The following is an 18,862-nucleotide window of genomic DNA, read 5'->3' on the forward strand; positions in this document are numbered from 1 at the left end:
TAAATCAAAAACTACATACCTCAAAAAACACAAATCATAATTAATATATTGAAAACCATGAAGTTATATGTATTATTGTTTATCGTTCTTGTTTCCTTTTCCTGTAAGGAAAGTAATAAAATTAATGAGGAGCATACATTAGATATTATAAATAAAAAAAAGGAACCTAAAAAAGAAACAAAAACTAAAGAAACCTATTTATGTACTATAAACGGAAAGCCATGGCATTACACTAAAGCTTCTGGTATTGTAAGCCGACATAAAAAAACCAAAAAACGAGAAGCTATTTTTACTTTTACTAAAAAGCTTGAGAAAGGCAAGGAAATAGTTCAGTTATTTTATGATGGAGACACCAATCAATTAGAGAAAGCTAATATTCACTTAAAAGTACTTAAGAAAGATGGTAAGAGAATGACAGCTATGTATACATATTCTTCCAACACTACTAAATTTCATCCTAATGCTAAAATATCTGGTGCTATAGATTTATCAAATCCAAGTAATGCATCGGGTAATGCAGAAATTTCAAAATTAGATGTACGTTTTGATAAAAATGAAGTAAAAAATGAAGCAGATAAAATTATATCAGCACAAGGAATAAACTTTAAAGGTATTGGTTACTCAGAAGCTGGTAAGCTATTTGGTTCTAAAGGAGGAGCAAGTAATAATTAATATTTAACATAATCCACAATCTCTAAACCATAACCAATCAACCCAACACGCTTTGTTTGTTTGGTATTAGAAATTAAACGCAGTTTGTGAATATTTAAATCGTGAAGTATTTGAGCTCCAATTCCAAAATCTCTATTATCCATGTTTATTTTTGGAGCCCTAGCTATTTTATTAGATTCTTGGTTTTCTTTTAAAAAAGATAAGCGATTAAGGATATTCATAGATTGTGATTCTTGATTAATAAAGATTATTGCACCTTTTCTAGCATCATTTATAACCTTAAACATATCATCCAATTGCTTATCCGCATTATTGGTAAGCGTTCCTAAAATATCATTATTAATTAGGGTTGAATTTATTCTTGTAAGAACCTCTTCACTATCTTTCCATTGTCCTTTAGTTAAGGCTATATGTACTTGATTATTTGTAGTTTGCTTGTATGCTCTTAATCTAAAATTCCCAAAACGTGTTTCTATTTGAAAGTCCTCTTTTTTTTCTATTAAAGAGTCGTGTTGCATTCTGTAAGCCACTAAATCTTCAATAGAAACGATTTTCAAATCTAACTTCTTGGCAACCTCAATTAGCTCAGGTAAACGCGCCATGGTACCATCTTCATTCATTATTTCAACAATCACACCAGCTGGATTTAAACCTGCTAATCTTGCAAAATCAATGGCAGCTTCAGTATGACCAGTTCTTCGTAAAACACCACCTTCTTTAGCAACTAAAGGAAAAATATGACCAGGTCTAGCCAATTCAAATGGTTTTGTATTGTTATTAATTAAAGCTTGTACTGTTTTTGCTCTATCACTAGCTGAAATACCTGTGGTTACACCATTACCTCTTAAATCAACCGATACCGTAAAAGCAGTTTCCATGGGGTCAGTATTATTACGAACCATCATGTTTAACTCTAGCTCCTTACATCTGTTTTCGGTGAGCGGTGCACAAATAAGTCCTCTACCATGAGTAGCCATAAAGTTTATCATTTCTGGAGTTACCTTATCGGCGGCAGCCAAAAAATCACCTTCATTTTCACGATTTTCGTCATCAACAACAATTATAACTTTTCCGTTTCTTATGTCGTCAATAGCTTCGTGTATTGTATTAAGCTTAAACTCTTGTTTTGCTTTTTGTGTCATAGGGTTAACCATCATAGAACAAAGATATGGCTTATTTTAAAGATTCTAAACAATTTGCATTTAAGTCAACTTTCATTTTTACATTCAAAAAGAAGTGGGTAATAAAATAAAGAGGAATTCCAAGTATTAAAAGAAAGATATTGGGTTTGTTCTGTTTTTTATTTATATGATTATAAAATTGAAATAAATTAATAATCGATTTAATAAAGTAAATAATAAATATTGCTAATGAAACCATACTTAGCTGTATTGCAGGTGATGACAATGATGGTAATTTGTTATTTTTAAAAACAAAGAATAAAATTAATAGAACAAAGCCAATAATATATAATACTATAGCAAATTTTGAGTGTTCATTATAATTCTTTTTTATTTCTTCTGAAGTGTCGTAACTTTTATTAATATTTAAACCGTTTGCTCTTAAATCTGTTGTAGATAATCCTCTAGATTTTAAGACTTCCATAGCCTTAAACCCTATAGCTTTATCATGATCTAATGTGTCAAAATTATTGATAGTGTTTATCAGCTTTTCGTTTTCATATTCAGATAAAAACTTGTAATTTATACTGTCTTTCTCTTTAATTTTAAAAATCTTTTTTAATGGTTCTACAGCACTACCGAAATCAAATAAACCTCTGTCTGCTGTAGCTCTTTTGGTTAAGAAAATACCAAGGGGCAGCATGATTAAAGTTGAAAACCAAGGCGCTATAATAGGGTTAAAGTCTCCAGCTTTTGCACTATTTACAGCAAAAATTCCAATGAAATGATAGGTTAAAAACAATAGGATAGCAATTACCATAGGTAAGCCTATACCACCTTTACGAATTAGTGCTCCTAAAGGTGCTCCAACAAAAAATAAAATAACACAAGCAAAGCCTAAAGCAAATTTCTCATGAAGTGAAATAAAATGCTTATTAAGCCATGCTTTAGAGATTTTCATGGTGGCATCTTTCGAAATAATAAGTTGTTTAGAACTAATAATTGATTTTGATGCAACATCAACTAACTCTATTTTTTTTTTAGTGTTAAAAAGTTCTAGAATAGGACCTGTATAACTTACGGAGTCTATAATTCTATTGTTTGCTAGAGGTTTCTTGTTAATACCAGATCTTATATGTAAATTTTGGGAAAAGGATTCATGCTCATTGTTATATTTTACGACCAAAGAATCTATAGTCTTGGTTAATCCACTAACATTTAGCATATTGTATTTGTCGGTTTGTGATTGTTCATCAAAATCGACATTATTAATTTGCGATAAATCAATATTAATAATCTTTGTTTCAAAAGTACTTTTTGCAAATGGTTTCCTGATTAGTGCTTTTCTATCCTTTAGAGTTGTTACATCATTGTAGTAATGGCCATCATTTAAAATTAGTTTTAAAACATTAGAGTCTTTTTCGCTTGCAAGTTCACCAGTTTTAGATTTGATAACCGTAGTATTCTTTCTACCATCATTTCCTTTTACATGAATGGTTACATCTTCTAAGTATTGCCCTCTATCTCCACTCTTCCTACTTACTTTTATATTATAATTTGTTCCTTCTATTGTATTAAATTGCCCTTCTGCTATAGCCATACTGGGTTTTACCTTTGCAATGTTTTTTCTTAAATTATAGAATTTAAGTTCTGACCAAGGAATCACATTATTTGCAAAGAAGAATGTAATAATACCTACTGCAACAATAAAAACACTAAGCCCAGACATAGCGCGCTGTAAGGAAATACCTGTCGATTTCATGGCGGCAAATTCATAATTTTCAGCAAAACTTCCAAACACCATAATAGATGCCAAGAGTATGGTAAGGGGTAAAACTAAAGGAATAAGTTTAGGGGTAACATAAGTCAAAAATTTAAAAACTATAACTATATCTAGCTCCTTTCCAGCTAGTTCTTTTATATATAGCCAAATAGATTGCAATACAAAAATAAGTATGAGTATAACAAATACGCTGAGAAAAGTTTTTAGGTATGTGGTTAGTATGTAGCGGTCTAGAATTTTCACACGTTTAAATTTTTAAAAAGATATTTTTAAAATTTGTAGATAATCGTTTCAAACGTTATTAATCTAGTTTATTAATGTAATAATCTTTGTATTTATTGGTGTCAAAGGTAAATAAGGTTTTTGATAAAGGCTCATTTGTTTTAAAAGAATTAACAGTAAGCGTTGTTTTTGTACCATTTTTACCCACTTGTATTAAATTGTAAATATGCTTTGTTTGCGTATCTATACCTAAAAGAATATTTTTTATTTCAGAATTTGAATCGATAGGGGTAAGTTTTACATATTGAATTTTTCTACCATTTATATTTTGTTCAATATCAATTGTGTAAGTATGCCCCTCTTCATAAAAAGATAGCATTTTACTAGGTGTAATGGCATCGCTTTCTTCATCATTATCTGATGAAATAGTTACTTCTTCATCTTCAGTACTAATACTATACATGGTTTTTCCATCAAATAGTCTAGTCACTCCAAGGATATTTAATCTGTATTTATCACCTTGCATGATAACATCACCTTTGGTTTCTTGTTTTATGTTTTCTGAAATATTTTCAAGAGTATATTTAAAGTCTAGTGAAATATTTTCATAGCTTTTAACTTTTGTTGAAACCTCGTTTAACAACGCTTTGGCATTGTTTTGGGTAAATGCACTAAATGAAAGCGTAATAAGTAATATGGTTAAGAATTTTTTCATTGAAATTTTATTTTTCATTCCTCTTCTCGCGGAACCTAATTTTAATTATAATTCGTCTTCTAAAAGTTTATCTAAGGCTGTCAAATCTGGAACTAAAACCTGTCTTGCTTTGCTGCCTTCAAAATGACCAACTATTCCTGCGGCTTCTAACTGATCAATTAACCTACCAGCTCTATTGTAGCCTAATTTTAATTTTCGCTGTAATAATGAAGCTGAACCTTGTTGAGCGGTTACAATAACAATAGCGGCATCTTTAAATAGTTTATCTCTATCTGATATGTCTATATCAAGACCTGTGCCACTTTCTTCACCAACATATTCAGGAAGTAAATAAGCATCAGGATATGCTTTTTGTGAGCCTATATAATCTGTTATTTTTTCAACTTCAGGAGTGTCAACAAAAGCACATTGTACACGAATTAAATCGTTGCCTTGCGTATAAAGCATATCTCCGCGGCCAATAAGTTGGTCTGCTCCAGAACCATCTAAAATGGTACGTGAATCAATTTTTGAAGTTACTCTAAACGCAATTCTAGCTGGGAAATTGGCTTTAATGATACCTGTAATTACATTAACAGATGGGCGTTGGGTTGCAATAATTAAATGAATTCCAATAGCACGGGCTAATTGTGCTAAACGTGCAATAGGTGTTTCAACCTCTTTACCTGCCGTCATTATTAAATCTGCAAACTCATCAACAACTAAAACAATGTATGGTAAAAATTGATGTCCGTCATTTGGGTTAAGCTTTCTAGCTTTAAATTTTGCATTGTACTCAGCTATATTTCTGCAGAATGCATTTTTAAGTAATTCATAACGGTTATCCATTTCAATACATAGTGAGTTTAATGTATTGATAACTTTTGTATTATCCGTTATTATAGCATCTTCACTATCTGGGAGTTTTGCTAAATAGTGACGTTCTATTTTATTAAAAAGTGTTAACTCTACTTTCTTTGGGTCAACTAAAACGAATTTAACTTCGGCGGGATGTTTTTTGTAAAGTAAGGATGTCAAAACCGCATTTAAACCAACCGATTTACCTTGACCAGTAGCACCAGCCATAAGTAAGTGTGGCATTTTTGCAAGATCAACCACAAAGGTTTCATTGCTAATAGTTTTCCCTAAAGCTATTGGTAGTTGCATTTCAGAACTTTGAAATTTCTTTGATGCAATTACAGAACGCATGGATACAATTGTAGAATTTTTATTTGGTACCTCTATACCAATAGTGCCTTTTCCAGGAATTGGAGCTATAATACGAATGCCTAATGCTGAAAGTGATAATGCAATATCATCCTCTAAATTCTTAATTTTAGAAATACGAATTCCAGCATCTGGAACAATTTCATATAATGTAACTGTTGGTCCTATAGTAGCTTTAATACTGGAAATACCAATTTTATAATTGTTTAAAGTATCAACAATTCTGTTCTTATTTTCTTCTAACTCTTCTTGGTTAATGGTAATCCCTTCAGTATCGTATTTCTTTAATAAATCTAGTGTTGGAAATTGATATTTAGCTAATTCTAGAGTAGGGTCAAACTGTCCAAAATCTTCAACTAGTTTATTCGCTAGGTTATCAGTTTCAGATTTTTCTTCCTTTACGTCTTCAACTTTTATTTCTAATTCAGGTTCTTCAACTTCAGGTTCTGGTATTTTTACTTCTAAGGGAGCTGTTTCAATTTTTGGTTTAGGCTCTGGATTTTTATTTTCTAAAGCTAATTCATGAGCTTTTTTTATAGCTTCAGCTTCATCAGATAAATTGTTATCCAAAGGCACAACTATATCTTCTTTCATATTAGAAAGCTCGTCTTTAAAATCTTTTTTAGCAGATTTAAAAATACGCGTAAAACTTTCAAAAGTCACTTTAAAACGAATCGCTAAATATGTAATTAATCCAAAAATAAGTAAAAGTATAGTGCCAATTTTACCAACGTAATCCTGAAGAAAACTATTAATTTCAAAACCAATTGTACCTCCAAGTATATCATTTTTATTTCCGAAGAATCCTAAAAGTATTGATAGCCAGATAGTAATAAGAATCCCCCAAAACCAATGTTTTCTCAGCTTTGCTTTGTTGATGTTCATTAAAACATAAACACCAGACATAAAGATTAATCCAGAAAAAATAAAAGATGCAATACCAAAACCACGTTGAATAAAAAAGTCGCTTAACCAGGCGCCAGTTTTACTCAACCAATTTTGTGTTTTAACTTCGCGTGACGTGAAGTCTGATAAGGTGCTCTGGTCGGCTTCTCCTGTAAATAGATAAGATACAAACGCAATAAATAGCAAAAGTCCAGTAATTACCAGAAAACTACCCAACACCAATTTTTGTTGGCTAGACAACTTAAAACTTGGTGCTTTTACGGTTTTTCTAGGTGATTTTTTAGCTTTAGTTCTGGTTTTAGCCATTAATTGGTTTGTTTCAAAATTTAATATCTAAAATAAGATTGTTATTGAGTGATTTTAGTAATACAACAAAAATACAAATTACTAACGTTTATCCTAGAGTATTAGTATTTTAAAAAATCTTTGGAAGATATATTATAAAGCCAACAATACTCGCAAATATGCCAGCTATAAATACCGCTCCTGCAGCTATGTCTTTTATTAAACCAATTTTTTCATGACGGTCTGGATGAATAAAATTGGCAATTTCTTCAATGGCTGTATTAATGCCTTCAATACTCATAACTAAACCAATAGCGAGTAGTTGAATAGCCCACTCTGTAGAGGAAATGTTAAAATAAAACCCTGCAGCTGTAACTATTAAAGCTATAAAAAACTGAATTTTTATACTAGCCTCAGATTTTAAAAGTAGGGTTGCACCTTTAAAGGCGTAACCCACACTTTTTAATCGGTTTTTTATAAAAGATTCTTTTTTAGGCATCTTGCAATGCTTCTAAAGCAGCCTTATAGTTTGGTTCGTCAACAATTTCTCCCACTTGTTCAGTATATTTTACGATGCCATTTTTATCTAAAACTACAACACAACGTGAGTGCAAACCTTCTAATGGACCGTCAACAATGTTTAAACCATAAGCTTTCCCGAAACTTCCATCTTTAAAATCAGATAAATTTACCACATCTTTTAATCCTTCAGCACCGCAAAAACGACCTTGAGCAAAAGGTAAATCGCGAGAAATACAAAGTACTTTTGTGTTTTCTAATTCACTTGCTTCCTGATTAAAGGTTCTAACTGATTGTGCGCAAGTCCCAGTATCAATACTTGGGAAAATGTTTAAAACAACTTTACTTCCTCTATAATTTGTTAAGCTATGAACATCTAAATCTGTAGTAGTTAGTAAAAAGTCTGGTGCTTTTGTACCAACTTCTGGTAAGTTACTTGATGTTTTAATTGAATTTCCTTTTAATGTAATTGAAGCCATTTTTTTTTGTATTTTAATTTGAGCATCTAAAATAGCAATATTTAGATGAGTTCAATAGCTTAATCTTACTATTTTTTGATTTTTTTAAGCACATGAGTCATACTTAAAAGCTATTAAAAATAATTATGCGATAAATTTTATCAATTATAATATAATTTTAAAAAATATAGCACATGTTTTTTGAAGCTATTAAATGAGTAATTTTAGTAATTCAATAAACCTTTATTAATAACTGAATAAAACACAAAAATATAAGTAATGGATAACAACGAAAAACACAACATGAATGGAGACCCAAGTCAATGCCCATTTTTAAGCGGAGATCAAAAACAAACTGCAGGTCGTGGGACAAGCAATAGAGATTGGTGGCCAAATGAGCTAAAGCTAAATATTTTGCGTCAAAATGCATCAAAGTCGAATCCAATGGGGGAAGATTTTGATTATGCTAAGGCTTTTAATAGTGTTGATTTTACAGCGTTAAAGCAAGATGTTATCAATTTAATGACAGATTCTCAAGATTGGTGGCCTGCAGATTATGGGCATTATGGCGGGTTCATGATTCGTATGGCGTGGCATAGTGCCGGAACTTATAGAGTAGGAGATGGAAGAGGTGGAGCAGCAACAGGAAATCAGCGTTTTGCACCTTTAAATAGCTGGCCAGATAATGGCAATCTAGATAAAGCGCGCTTATTGTTATGGCCAGTAAAAAAGAAATATGGGAATAAAGTGTCTTGGGCAGATTTAATGATTCTTGCAGGTAACTGTGCTTTAGAATCTATGGGATTCCCAACCTTTGGTTTTGCTGGCGGACGTGAAGATGTTTGGGAGCCAGAGCAAGATATTTATTGGGGAAGCGAAACAGGTTGGTTAGATAATGATGACCGCTACGATACCAGTGATGGCGATTTAGAAGGACATTTAGGAGCGGTGCACATGGGTTTAATTTATGTAAATCCAGAAGGACCTAACGGAAATCCAGACCCTTTAAAATCGGCACATGATATAAGAATTACGTTTGGTCGTATGGCTATGAATGATGAAGAAACTGTAGCTTTAGTTGCGGGTGGGCATACCTTTGGTAAAGCACACGGTGCTGCAGACCCAGATAAATATGTTAGTGCAGAACCACATGGAGCATCTATAGAGGAAATGAGTACAGGTTGGAAAAACACTTATAAATCTGGTGTTTTAGATGACGCGATTACAAGTGGTATAGAAGGTGCATGGACACCAAATCCAACCCAATGGGATGGAGATTATTTTGATGTGCTTTTAAATTATGATTGGGAATTAACCAAAAGTCCAGCTGGTGCACACCAATGGACACCAACAGCGGCATCTAATGCGCGTCAAGCTCCAGCAGCAGGCGGGAACGGAACACAAGCCTTAATGATGACTACCGCAGATATGGCACTTAAAATAGACCCTGGGTTTTTAGAAATTTCAAAACGTTTTCACGAAGATCACAAAGCTTTTGAAGATGCTTTTGCAAGAGCATGGTACAAATTAACACATCGTGATATGGGTCCAATAGACCGTTACTTAGGTCCAGAAGTTCCAAGTGAAGAGTTGCTTTGGCAAGACCCTATTCCAAAAGTAGATTACAAATTAAGTGATGCAGATATATCATCATTAAAAAGCATGATTTTAACTTCTGGTTTATCAATTTCTGAATTAGTAAAAACGGCTTGGGCATCGGCTTCAACGTTTAGAGGTTCAGATATGCGAGGTGGTGCAAATGGAGGGCGTTTACGTTTAGAGCCACAACGCAGTTGGGAAGTAAACAATCCAACCGAATTAAACAAGGTTTTAAATGTTTTAGAAGGTATACAAAACGAATTTAGCGGAACCATTTCTATGGCAGATTTAATTGTTCTAGCAGGTACTGCAGGCGTTGAAGAAGCTGCTAAAAATGCAGGTCATAATGTAAGCGTATCTTTTACACAAGGCAGAGGTGATGCTTCACAAGAACAAACCGACTTAGAATCATTTGGCTATTTGGAGCCAATAGCTGACGGATTTAGAAATTACATGAATCCTAAATTAAAAGTTGCTGCTGAAGATTTATTGGTTGATAGAGCTAATCTGTTAACACTTTCTATTCCAGAAATGACAGTTTTAGTTGGAGGTTTACGTGTGTTAGGAACAAATTATGATGGGTCTGATTATGGCGTGTTTACAGATAATGTGGGAAGTTTAACAAACGATTTCTTTACAAACATTCTTGACTTCACTTATACTTGGAGTGCTACTTCTTCTGATGACACCATTTTTGAAGGTCGCGATCGCAGAACAGGCGCAGTTAAATTTAAAGGAACGCGAGCCGATTTAATTTTTGGTTCTAATACGGAGTTAAGAGCAATTGCGGAAGTTTATGGTGCTAACGACGTACAAGAGAAATTTGTAAACGATTTTGTTGCCGCTTGGACTAAAGTGATGAACTTAGATCGTTTTGATTTAAAATAAATATTGAATTTATAGATTGAAAGGGATGAGTTTTTATGCTCATCCTTTTTATTTTTAAAATATAACTATGAACGAAACAGAATTGTTTTTTAAATCCATTCAACAAGGAAAAGTGGATAATATTGAAGCGCAACTTGGAAGAAACCCAGAATTAGTAAAATCAAAAGATGCTAGAGGTTTTACACCTTTAATTTTTGCTTCTTATTTTGATAAAGAAACTATTGTTAAGGTTTTATTAGAGTATAAAGCTCCAGTTGATGAAGCAGACGCTTCTGGAAATACAGCGTTAATTGGTGTTTCTTTTAAAGGTAATGCGAGTTTAGCAACTTTATTGATAAAACATGGAGCAGATGTTAATGCCAAAAATAAAAATGGTGTTACACCTTTAATTTTTGCTTCTATGTATAATCAATCTAAAATAGTTGAATTGTTATTGAAGTATGGTGCTGATGTTTCTTTGATAGATAAAGATGGAAAAACTGCTATAGATTATGCTGAGGAAAAAGGTTTTAAAGGTATTGTTGAACTTTTGAATTAGTTTGATTTTGGGAGGTTCGTTTAACGGTTACGTATATGAAATGTTGCGTGTTTGTGTGCGAGGATTTTCCGAAGGAAAATCAGAAGCTAGCAAACAAAGCAACTTCCATTGGTTAAGCACAAAGTAGCAATTTTTTATATACAATGTTGGCAGTAGTTTTTAATTTTTTAGTTGTTCAGCCGTTTTTGCTCCAAACCTTGGGGAAGCAAGTATTCTCCTAAGTTTTTTAACGTTTTCTATATCGTATAAATCTTCAACTCTTTCGGTTGAAATTAATTTGTCCAAGTAATCTAAAATAGTTTCATTTTCTCCATTAATTTTTTCAATTGCATTAAAGTCAATTTGGGGTTCTTTAAACCTCATTAGATAACTAAAAAATAATTCTGGATAATATTCAAGATAAATTGCTCGTTTTAAAACATGTTCTGTATTTCTATCTTTCCTTTTTCCTTCATCACATATTAGATATTCAGATTTGGAATTCCAGAAGTTAATTATTTCTTTTTTATTTTTTTTGGATTTATCTAGCCCTAGATAAGAAATGACAATATCATCAATTTTTGAAATTAAGTCTTTCGCTCCATATTTCTTTGCAAGTGTAAATTGAATACACATTCTATTTGCTACATTTTTAAGATTGTCTTTTTCAATGTCGCTTACTTTTTCTTGTTGATGAGAATTGTCAATTCTTTTAATCTCTTTATTTGAAGTAACAGAATCTTTTTGCATTTGTCCAAATGTAGATTTAATACTAAAAACTAGAATTATTAAAAAAAATAGTCTCATAATTGGGTTTTAAAATGGTTTATACACTATGTTGCTTCAAATTACTGCCAATGTTTTTACGGATATGTGTCGTTTTAATGACTTATATCCGACGTTAAACGAAGGTAGTTGAATTTTTTTACAAAGTCAAGTTTCAATAAAAACAAAAAACCACTTCAATTGAAGTGGTTTTTAATACTCATTTTTCTCTTTCAATTAGGTATCAATCGAACCCATAACACGTCCCATAAAACTATTTAAAGCTTCTTTTTTAGGTGTGCCATCTTTAGTCATTTTATTCACTTCAATGGCGCCGTACATGTTAGAAATCAATTCACCTATAACATCTAACTCTTCATCTTTTAATGAAGGCACTTCGGTTAAAGCTTCTAAAGTTTCAATAGTTTCAACAACAAAATCTTCGTCGTTAGCTTCTATGAAATTCGTTAAATGTTTAATTACTGGTAACTTCATTGACTAAATCTTTTAAAACATCAAACTTATTAGTCTGAACTTGATTTATAAATACCCCATTTTTAAAGGTTGCAAAGGTTGGTAAATTATCAACAGTTGCTAACTTTCTACTTTCTGGAAACTTTTCCGCGTCAGCAATAATAAAAGTAACGTCTTCTAATTCTGAAGCTAGTTTCTTCACTTTTGGTTTCATGATACGGCAATTACCACACCAGGTTGCAGAATATTGTACAACAACAGTATCGTTCTCAGATACTAAGCTTTGTAAATTATCTTCGTTTAATTCTGTAATCATAATTTTGAATATTTTTTTGAGACCTGTCAGGTTTTCAAAACCTGACAGGTCTGAGAACTATTTTAGTTTTAGTTAGCATGAGCTGCTAAATACTCAGCAGTAGCTTTTGCATTGGCACTCATAGCATCTTTACCTTCTTCCCAGTTTGCAGGACAAACTTCTCCTTTTTTTTGAACGTGTGTTAAAGCATCAACCAAACGGATGTACTCACCAACGTTTCTACCTAAAGGCATGTTGTTAATGCTTTCGTGTTGCACCACACCATCTTCGTCAATAATGTAAGTGGCTCTATACGTTACGTTATCACCTTCAACTTGAACCGTTCCTGTTTCTTCATCGTAAGTTTCGTTAGTAATATCTAAAATACCTAAAACGCTAGATAGGTTTCTGTTGCTATCCGCTAAAATAGGGTAGGTTACACCTTCAATACCACCATTATCTTTTGCTGTGCTTAACCATGCAAAGTGTACTTCTGGAGTATCACAAGATGCACCAATTACAATGGTGTTTCTTTTTTCAAATTCTCCTATAGCTGCTTGAAAGGCATGTAATTCCGTTGGACATACAAAAGTAAAATCTTTTGGGTACCAAAATAATACTACTTTTTTCTTATTGTTAACTGCTTCTTCAAGAACGTTTACTTTAAAAGTATCGCCCATATCATTCATGGCGTCAACGTTTAAATCTGGAAATTTTTTACCTACTAATGACATTTGTATTTTGTTTTATAATTAATAATTCGCTTTTCTGCGTGCAAAAATAACTTACAAATGAAGAAAATAAAGCGTCATAAAATTTTAAATACTTATTGATTAATAGTATTTATTTATGAGTATTGAAAATGAGAGAGTTACTAGGCGTTTTTTGAAGATTTTAGTTGTTTGATTTTAATTGAGAATGCAGCGAATAATAGCGTAGTAAAAGGACTTAGCCAATTAAAGATGGCATAAAAGAAATATTCGGCAACACCAACGCCTAAAACACCAGATTGATAGGCACCGCAGGTATTCCAGGGTATTAAAACGGAAGTTACTGTACCCGAATCCTCTAAAGTTCTACTTAAATTTTCGGGTGCCAAACCCTTATCTTCAAATGCTTTTTTAAACATTTTTCCTGGGATAACAATGGCTAAGTATTGGTCGGATGCAATTGTGTTTAATCCTAAGCAACTAACAACTGTACTTGCGAATAATCCAAAAACAGAAGTGGCAACAGACAGTAAAGCACTTGTAATTCTAGAAAGCGCACCAATACCATCCATAATACCGCCAAATACCATAGCGCAAATAATGAGATAAATAGTCCAAAGCATACCTTTCATGCCACCAGCAGAAAAGAGGTCGTTTAATTTTTCGTTTTCAGTTGTAATTTGTGTGTCTGTAAAAACAGACGTTATTACTGAAGATAATTTTGACTCTCCTAGGCTATTTAGGACATCTGGTTGGAAAATAAAAGCAAAAATTGCTGCCAATAAAACACCTGTAGTTAAGGCTGTAAGAGGTTTTGTTTTTAGTAAAATGAGACCAATAACAGCTAAAGGAACTAAAAATAGCCAAGGCGTAATATTAAAAGTGAAATCTATAGTGTTTAATAAGTTGCTCACATCAGCACTACCAGAGGTTGTAATAGTAAAACTTAAAACCCCAAAAACAATAAGCGTAACAATAATGGTTGGTACCGTTGTTAAACTCATATACTTAATATGCGTAAATAAATCTGTTCCAGCCATTGCAGGTGCAAGGTTAGTGGTATCACTTAATGGTGACATTTTATCTCCAAAATACGCTCCAGAAATTACTGCTCCAGCAATCATGCCTGGGTTTATTCCTAAAGCAGTTCCAATACCAACAAGAGCAATGCCAACGGTAGCGGAAGTGGTCCAAGAACTTCCGGTAGCAATTGATATCACTGCAGCAATGATTACAGAAGCTGGTAGGAATATTTCGGGACTTAATACTTGTAAACCATAATAAACCATTGCAGGTATTACGCCACTAATTAGCCAAGTGCCAGCTAAGGCGCCAACTAAAAATAAAATCATAATCGGGATGAATACACTCTTTAAATTTTCCCAAATTTCGGTTGCCATTCGGTTTATAGAAACCTTATTAAAAAAGCCTACAATAGCCGCTATAACACCACCAATTAATAAAATAATTTGATTAGAATATTCTCCTAAAAGCTCGCCATCTGCAAAAATAATATTATAAAAAAGTAATGCCATTAGTAGTATAACAGGAATAAGAGCTTCTAAAAAATTAAGTTCTTTGTTCTCAATTATGGTTTGATCGTTGGCTTTAAACTCAGAAATATTCTTTTCGTCTTGCATAAGGAGTATTTTAGTCTCGTAATGTTACGATTTTCTAGTTCATTTTCAAAATAATGTGACTTAGTATGAAAATCAGTGTATTATAACCTCAATAACTATTAATAATTTATATTATGTTTTTTGCTTTGTCCCTGTTATTGGTGTTTTTTATTTTAGGATTGCTTGTTTATAAAGGAGAACTTTTTAATGCATCTAATCATGATGACTATAGTTCTAAAGATGATTTAAATATTAATGAATACCAGACTGAAAAATCTTTTTTTCTTTCTGAAGAACTTAAAAAAAGTTCAAACCAATATTTACTTAAAAAAAACTAAATACTAAAGTTCTAAATTTTAAAAAATTTGTTAGTTAAGTTTGTATTCTAAGAAATATGGATTCACTAACTCAAATTGTATTAGGTGCCGCTTGCGGAGAAGCGGTACTAGGAAAAAAAATAGGAAATAAAGCTTTATTATTCGGTGCTATTGGTGGCACAATTCCAGATTTAGATGTATTTATAGGTAACTGGCTACATGGTAATGAAATTGATGCTATGCTTTTTCATAGAGGGTATATGCACTCCATTTTGTTTTCAGTAATTGCCGCTTTTTTATTGGGGTGGTTAATATATAAACTCTATAACTCAGGTAAGCGATTAGACACCACAACCCAAAAAGATTGGATTAGTTTGTTCTTCTGGTCCTTATTCACACATCCTATTTTAGATTGTTTTACTCCGTATGGTACGCAATTATTTGCGCCTTTTAGCAATTATAGAGTAGCATTAAATAATATAGCGGTGGTCGACCCAGTTTATACCATACCGTTTTTAATATGTATTATTGTTTTAATGTTTTTTAAAAGAACATCAAAAAATAGACGCTTATGGTTAAAATTAGGCATCGGAATTAGTTCAGCTTACATGCTATTTACATTTGGTAATAAACTGTACATGGATTCCGTTTTCAAAAAATCGTTAATCGCAAAAGGTTTAAATGTTAATAGGTATTTTACTCAACCAACCATTTTCAATAACATATTGTGGTATGGTATGGGAGAATCAGACTCCTCGTATTATGTGGCTTATTACTCGTTGTTAGATAAGAAAAGTCAATTTATAGATTTTAAAGCACTACCTAAAGAAAGGGCTTTAACAGAAGAAAAATTTAGCAGAATCAAAGATTTAGCATGGTTCAGTAACCATTATTATAGTATTTATAAAATTGGCGATAATGAATATCAATATAACGATTTGCGTTACCCTTTAACAAGTAAAGAAAACTCTAACTCCTCGGTTTTTAAGTTTGTACTATATAAAGAAAACAATCAAATTAATATGAAACCTTTTCAGCGAAATGAAGATAATATATCAGATGCTTTAAATGCGCTTTGGGAACGTTTAAAAGGAATTTAATTTCATTTTTACAAATTTGGGCGCAACCCAAAGGGTCGGGCTATTCGTTACAAGTCCTCGCACCTCCTGCGTCGGGCTGTGGGCTATCCACTTCTATCCCTTGCGCACTTATCCGCTACTTCAGTAATTAGTTCGTGCATTATTACTATCCGAAACACTTTGTGACTTAGCGCCTTTGCGAGAAATAAATAAAACCTATAGAATACTCAATTCCACCATACACTCACGCATCACTTTATAAGTACGTTCAATATCGGCATCTAAACCAATAGAAAAACGAATCAAACCATCACTCAAACCCATTTTTTTTTGTTCATCTTCAGGAATCTCAGAAGATGTTGAACTCCCAGGAGCACTAAATAATGTTTTGTAAAACCCAAGACTTACCGCTAAATAGCCTAAGTTTTTGTTTTGCATGAGTTCCATGAGTTCGTTAGCTTTTTCTAATGTGCCCACGTCTATGGTAAGCATCCCGCCAAAACCATATGCTTCATTCATCATACTCTTAAACAATTCATGACAAGGGTGAGATTTCAAACCAGGATAAACAGTTTTTAAACCATCGGCTTCAAACTTTCTGGCTAGATACAAGGCATTTTTGCTATGCTGTTGCATTCTAATATGTAGTGTTCTTAAGTTTTTTAAAACCGAAGCAGCTCTCAAGCTATCCATTGTCGAACCAAATAACATCGAAGCACCATCGTTTACGTTTCGCAATTCATCTATAAAATCTTGGGTGCCACAAACCACACCACCAACAGTGTCGCTAGAGCCATTAATAAACTTGGTTAAACTATGAATCACAATATCTGCACCTAGAGTAGCTGGCGAAATTGATAAAGGTGAAAACGTATTATCAACAACCAATTTTAAGTTGTGTCTTTTAGCAATTTTAGCTAAACCTTTAATGTCAGCAACTTCTAAAAGCGGATTACTCACAGATTCGCAGTAAATAATTTTTGTATTTTCGGTTATTGAAGCTTCAACAATATCAAGTTTTGTAATATCAACAAAGGACGTTTCAATATTAAACTTAGGGGCGAAATTTTTCAGAAAAGCATACGTGCCACCATAAATAGTTCGACTAGAAATAATATGGTCTCCAGCTCCACAAAGTTGTAAAACAACGGGTGTTATAGCGCCCATTCCTGATGCTGATACGTTGGCTGTTTCTGTACCTTCCATAGCAGCTAATGCTTCGCCCAAATATAAATTTGAAGGTGTGGAATGACGCGAATATAAGTAGCAACCATCAGCATTGCCTTCAAAGGTGTCGAACATAGTTTTTGCAGACAGAAAGGTGTAAGTTGAGGAGTCTGAAATAGAAGGGTTTACGCCTCCAAATTCTCCAAAATATTGTAAATCTTGTATGCTGTTTGCGGGTTTAAATGCCATAGGGGTTTATTTTGTGAGGTTGAGCGTAGTCGAAACCTATATTATTTGAATCAAAAGTCATTAATTTTAGACTAAAAAACAATCATTTGTTTATATTTTAGAAAATAAAACTATTATTTATTATATTTATAGATTATAATAATTATTTCGCTCATGCGTTTAACATTTTACAGATATATTTTCGATTATGATATTTGATACTACTGATAAAAAATTACTAGAATACTTGCAAAAGGACAGTAAACAAACCAATAAGGAACTTTCCAATAAATTGGGCTTATCAGTTACCGCAGTTTACGAACGTATTAAAAAGCTTGAAAAAGAGGGTTATATTGATAGTTACATCGCTGTTGTTAATAAAGAAAAGGTAAATAAGAATTTTGTGGTGTTTTGTCATATTAAACTCATTCAACATAGTCAAGAGTTTGTTACAAGTTTTGAAAGGGAGGTTAAACGCTTAGATGAGGTATTAGAGTGTTATCATTTAAGTGGTGATTACGACTACCTTCTAAAAGTAATAGTAAAGGATATGGCTGCTTTTAGAGAGTTTATGGTTAAAAAGTTAACAGGTATAAATCATATAGGAAGCACACATAGTATGTTTGTAATTAATGAAGTTAAACATAGTACCACTTTAAATCTTTAAAATGAATTCCATTAAATATAAAAGTTTAGAACTTTTTATCATTTTTATATTGGTGCCAATAAGTTATGCCATTAGCTATTCGCCTTGGGTAAAATTAAGTGTTGGTTTAGTTGGATTTCTTTATGTCATTTATATTTTATTAAAAGTAGAAAACCTGAAATTTAAAGTTTCTAAACACTTGGGTTGGAAGGCATTTTGGAAGGCAACAATTATAAAGCTTATTTTTATCGCAATTATAACTACGTTGTTTGTTTGGATAACTGATAGCGAATCACTTTTTAGTGTTTTGCTTAATGAGCCCATAAAATGGTTTATATTATTATTTATTTATAGTTTCTTTTCTGTGTATCCTCAAGAATTGATTTATAGAACTTTTTTCTTTAAAAGATATCATAGCTTATTTAAAAATGAAGTATTATTTATTTTTGTTAATGCAATTCTATTTTCTCTTGCGCATCTTTTTTTTGGAAGCGTTTTGGTAATCGTTTTAACCTTTTTAGGTGGCTTATTATTTGCTTATACTTTCAAAAAAACACAATCTACACTTCTGGTGTCCATTGAGCATGGCATTTATGGGTGCTGGTTATTAACAGTTGGGATGGGCAGTATGTTAGGATTTCCTGTATAGATTTATCGATGAATTTTATTTT

The 18,862-nt window shown here is 32.4% G+C and carries 19 protein-coding genes; 7 read left to right on the forward strand and 12 right to left on the reverse strand.

All coding sequences use genetic code 11. The features are described from left to right. Nucleotides 1-57: 57 nt before the first annotated feature. A complete protein-coding gene (locus Q0870_RS06765) occupies nt 58-672 on the forward strand; it encodes a hypothetical protein (protein ID WP_298553607.1) in 615 nt (204 codons plus the stop codon). On the opposite strand, the gene ribB is transcribed toward Q0870_RS06765, so the two are convergent. The 6 genes from ribB to tpx all read right to left on the reverse strand — a co-directional run bounded on the left by ribB (nt 669) and on the right by tpx (nt 7,908). Beyond that, nucleotides 669-1,814, reverse strand: coding sequence for a 3,4-dihydroxy-2-butanone-4-phosphate synthase (gene ribB / locus Q0870_RS06770; protein WP_298553608.1), 1,146 nt, complete (start codon nt 1,812-1,814; stop codon nt 669-671). The genes Q0870_RS06765 and ribB overlap by 4 nt on opposite strands. A gap of 31 nt (nt 1,815-1,845) precedes the next feature. After that, entirely contained in the window at nt 1,846-3,819 is a 1,974-nt protein-coding gene (locus tag Q0870_RS06775) for an LptF/LptG family permease (protein WP_298553609.1), read from the reverse strand. A gap of 58 nt (nt 3,820-3,877) precedes the next feature. After that, a complete protein-coding gene (locus tag Q0870_RS06780) occupies nt 3,878-4,513 on the reverse strand; it encodes an outer membrane lipoprotein carrier protein LolA (RefSeq protein ID WP_298553611.1) in 636 nt (211 codons plus the stop codon). Between the two features lie 45 nt (nt 4,514-4,558). After that, entirely contained in the window at nt 4,559-6,931 is a 2,373-nt protein-coding gene (locus tag Q0870_RS06785) for a DNA translocase FtsK (protein ID WP_298553613.1), read from the reverse strand. Between the two features lie 109 nt (nt 6,932-7,040). Further along, on the reverse strand, nt 7,041-7,409 hold the full coding sequence (locus Q0870_RS06790) for a diacylglycerol kinase family protein (RefSeq protein WP_298553614.1): 369 nt from the start codon (nt 7,407-7,409) through the stop codon (nt 7,041-7,043). Then, on the reverse strand, nt 7,402-7,908 hold the full coding sequence (gene tpx / locus Q0870_RS06795; RefSeq protein ID WP_298553616.1) for a thiol peroxidase: 507 nt from the start codon (nt 7,906-7,908) through the stop codon (nt 7,402-7,404). The genes Q0870_RS06790 and tpx overlap by 8 nt, the downstream gene beginning before the upstream one ends. Nucleotides 7,909-8,166: 258 nt before the next feature. Between tpx and katG the strand changes: the two genes are divergently transcribed. Both katG and Q0870_RS06805 read left to right on the forward strand, forming a co-directional pair. Then, nucleotides 8,167-10,374, forward strand: a complete 2,208-nt coding sequence (katG, locus tag Q0870_RS06800) for a catalase/peroxidase HPI (RefSeq protein ID WP_298553618.1) — start codon at nt 8,167-8,169, stop codon at nt 10,372-10,374. 67 nt (nt 10,375-10,441) lie between these two features. Beyond that, nucleotides 10,442-10,912, forward strand: a complete 471-nt coding sequence (locus Q0870_RS06805; protein WP_298553620.1) for an ankyrin repeat domain-containing protein — start codon at nt 10,442-10,444, stop codon at nt 10,910-10,912. Nucleotides 10,913-11,071: 159 nt separating this feature from the next. Here Q0870_RS06805 and Q0870_RS06810 read toward each other — a convergent pair whose 3' ends face one another. From Q0870_RS06810 to nhaC, 5 genes are all read right to left on the reverse strand, one after another. Continuing rightward, nucleotides 11,072-11,641, reverse strand: coding sequence for a hypothetical protein (locus Q0870_RS06810; RefSeq protein WP_298553622.1), 570 nt, complete (start codon nt 11,639-11,641; stop codon nt 11,072-11,074). Nucleotides 11,642-11,893: 252 nt separating this feature from the next. After that, nucleotides 11,894-12,151, reverse strand: a complete 258-nt coding sequence (locus Q0870_RS06815; RefSeq protein WP_298553624.1) for a hypothetical protein — start codon at nt 12,149-12,151, stop codon at nt 11,894-11,896. Next, nucleotides 12,132-12,446: a thioredoxin family protein gene (locus tag Q0870_RS06820; protein ID WP_298553626.1), complete on the reverse strand. Its 315-nt coding sequence runs from the start codon at nt 12,444-12,446 to the stop codon at nt 12,132-12,134. The genes Q0870_RS06815 and Q0870_RS06820 overlap by 20 nt, the downstream gene beginning before the upstream one ends. Nucleotides 12,447-12,514: 68 nt before the next feature. Further along, nucleotides 12,515-13,159: a peroxiredoxin gene (locus Q0870_RS06825; protein WP_298553628.1), complete on the reverse strand. Its 645-nt coding sequence runs from the start codon at nt 13,157-13,159 to the stop codon at nt 12,515-12,517. A gap of 140 nt (nt 13,160-13,299) precedes the next feature. Beyond that, nucleotides 13,300-14,775 carry a Na+/H+ antiporter NhaC gene (nhaC, locus tag Q0870_RS06830; protein WP_298553631.1) on the reverse strand — a complete coding sequence of 492 codons (1,476 nt, stop codon included), beginning with the start codon at nt 14,773-14,775 and terminating at the stop codon, nt 13,300-13,302. A gap of 113 nt (nt 14,776-14,888) precedes the next feature. Here nhaC and Q0870_RS06835 point away from each other — a divergent pair, with 113 nt between their 5' ends. Both Q0870_RS06835 and Q0870_RS06840 read left to right on the forward strand, forming a co-directional pair. Next, nucleotides 14,889-15,092: a hypothetical protein gene (locus Q0870_RS06835; RefSeq protein ID WP_298553633.1), complete on the forward strand. Its 204-nt coding sequence runs from the start codon at nt 14,889-14,891 to the stop codon at nt 15,090-15,092. A 56-nt stretch (nt 15,093-15,148) separates the two neighbouring features. Next, entirely contained in the window at nt 15,149-16,171 is a 1,023-nt protein-coding gene (locus Q0870_RS06840) for a metal-dependent hydrolase (protein ID WP_298553635.1), read from the forward strand. 195 nt (nt 16,172-16,366) lie between these two features. Here Q0870_RS06840 and Q0870_RS06845 read toward each other — a convergent pair whose 3' ends face one another. Further along, on the reverse strand, nt 16,367-17,566 hold the full coding sequence (locus Q0870_RS06845) for an aminotransferase class I/II-fold pyridoxal phosphate-dependent enzyme (RefSeq protein ID WP_298553638.1): 1,200 nt from the start codon (nt 17,564-17,566) through the stop codon (nt 16,367-16,369). Nucleotides 17,567-17,753: 187 nt separating this feature from the next. On the opposite strand from Q0870_RS06845, the gene Q0870_RS06850 reads away from it, so the two are divergent. Both Q0870_RS06850 and Q0870_RS06855 read left to right on the forward strand, forming a co-directional pair. Further along, a complete protein-coding gene (locus Q0870_RS06850; RefSeq protein ID WP_298553641.1) occupies nt 17,754-18,212 on the forward strand; it encodes an Lrp/AsnC family transcriptional regulator in 459 nt (152 codons plus the stop codon). Between the two features lies 1 nt (nt 18,213). Next, nucleotides 18,214-18,840 carry a CPBP family intramembrane glutamic endopeptidase gene (locus tag Q0870_RS06855; protein WP_298553644.1) on the forward strand — a complete coding sequence of 209 codons (627 nt, stop codon included), beginning with the start codon at nt 18,214-18,216 and terminating at the stop codon, nt 18,838-18,840. The last annotated feature ends 22 nt before the right edge of the window (nt 18,841-18,862 follow it).

Source organism: uncultured Algibacter sp., assembly GCF_947487575.1.
GTDB lineage: Bacteria > Bacteroidota > Bacteroidia > Flavobacteriales > Flavobacteriaceae > Algibacter_B.

What these genes read in the sequence shown, in the direction of transcription:
- Q0870_RS06785 (WP_298553613.1), bottom strand. Translation starts at nt 6,931, where the DNA reads ATGGCTAAAACCAGAACTAAAGCTAAAAAATCACCTAGAAAAACCGTA.
- Q0870_RS06765 (WP_298553607.1), top strand. Translation starts at nt 58, where the DNA reads ATGAAGTTATATGTATTATTGTTTATCGTTCTTGTTTCCTTTTCCTGT.
- Q0870_RS06850 (WP_298553641.1), top strand. Translation starts at nt 17,754, where the DNA reads ATGATATTTGATACTACTGATAAAAAATTACTAGAATACTTGCAAAAG.
- ribB (WP_298553608.1), bottom strand. Translation starts at nt 1,814, where the DNA reads ATGACACAAAAAGCAAAACAAGAGTTTAAGCTTAATACAATACACGAA.
- Q0870_RS06780 (WP_298553611.1), bottom strand. Translation starts at nt 4,513, where the DNA reads ATGAAAAAATTCTTAACCATATTACTTATTACGCTTTCATTTAGTGCA.
- Q0870_RS06845 (WP_298553638.1), bottom strand. Translation starts at nt 17,566, where the DNA reads ATGGCATTTAAACCCGCAAACAGCATACAAGATTTACAATATTTTGGA.
- tpx (WP_298553616.1), bottom strand. Translation starts at nt 7,908, where the DNA reads ATGGCTTCAATTACATTAAAAGGAAATTCAATTAAAACATCAAGTAAC.
- Q0870_RS06805 (WP_298553620.1), top strand. Translation starts at nt 10,442, where the DNA reads ATGAACGAAACAGAATTGTTTTTTAAATCCATTCAACAAGGAAAAGTG.
- Q0870_RS06790 (WP_298553614.1), bottom strand. Translation starts at nt 7,409, where the DNA reads ATGCCTAAAAAAGAATCTTTTATAAAAAACCGATTAAAAAGTGTGGGT.
- Q0870_RS06810 (WP_298553622.1), bottom strand. Translation starts at nt 11,641, where the DNA reads ATGCAAAAAGATTCTGTTACTTCAAATAAAGAGATTAAAAGAATTGAC.
- nhaC (WP_298553631.1), bottom strand. Translation starts at nt 14,775, where the DNA reads ATGCAAGACGAAAAGAATATTTCTGAGTTTAAAGCCAACGATCAAACC.
- Q0870_RS06815 (WP_298553624.1), bottom strand. Translation starts at nt 12,151, where the DNA reads ATGAAGTTACCAGTAATTAAACATTTAACGAATTTCATAGAAGCTAAC.
- Q0870_RS06820 (WP_298553626.1), bottom strand. Translation starts at nt 12,446, where the DNA reads ATGATTACAGAATTAAACGAAGATAATTTACAAAGCTTAGTATCTGAG.
- katG (WP_298553618.1), top strand. Translation starts at nt 8,167, where the DNA reads ATGGATAACAACGAAAAACACAACATGAATGGAGACCCAAGTCAATGC.
- Q0870_RS06840 (WP_298553635.1), top strand. Translation starts at nt 15,149, where the DNA reads ATGGATTCACTAACTCAAATTGTATTAGGTGCCGCTTGCGGAGAAGCG.
- Q0870_RS06855 (WP_298553644.1), top strand. Translation starts at nt 18,214, where the DNA reads ATGAATTCCATTAAATATAAAAGTTTAGAACTTTTTATCATTTTTATA.
- Q0870_RS06825 (WP_298553628.1), bottom strand. Translation starts at nt 13,159, where the DNA reads ATGTCATTAGTAGGTAAAAAATTTCCAGATTTAAACGTTGACGCCATG.
- Q0870_RS06835 (WP_298553633.1), top strand. Translation starts at nt 14,889, where the DNA reads ATGTTTTTTGCTTTGTCCCTGTTATTGGTGTTTTTTATTTTAGGATTG.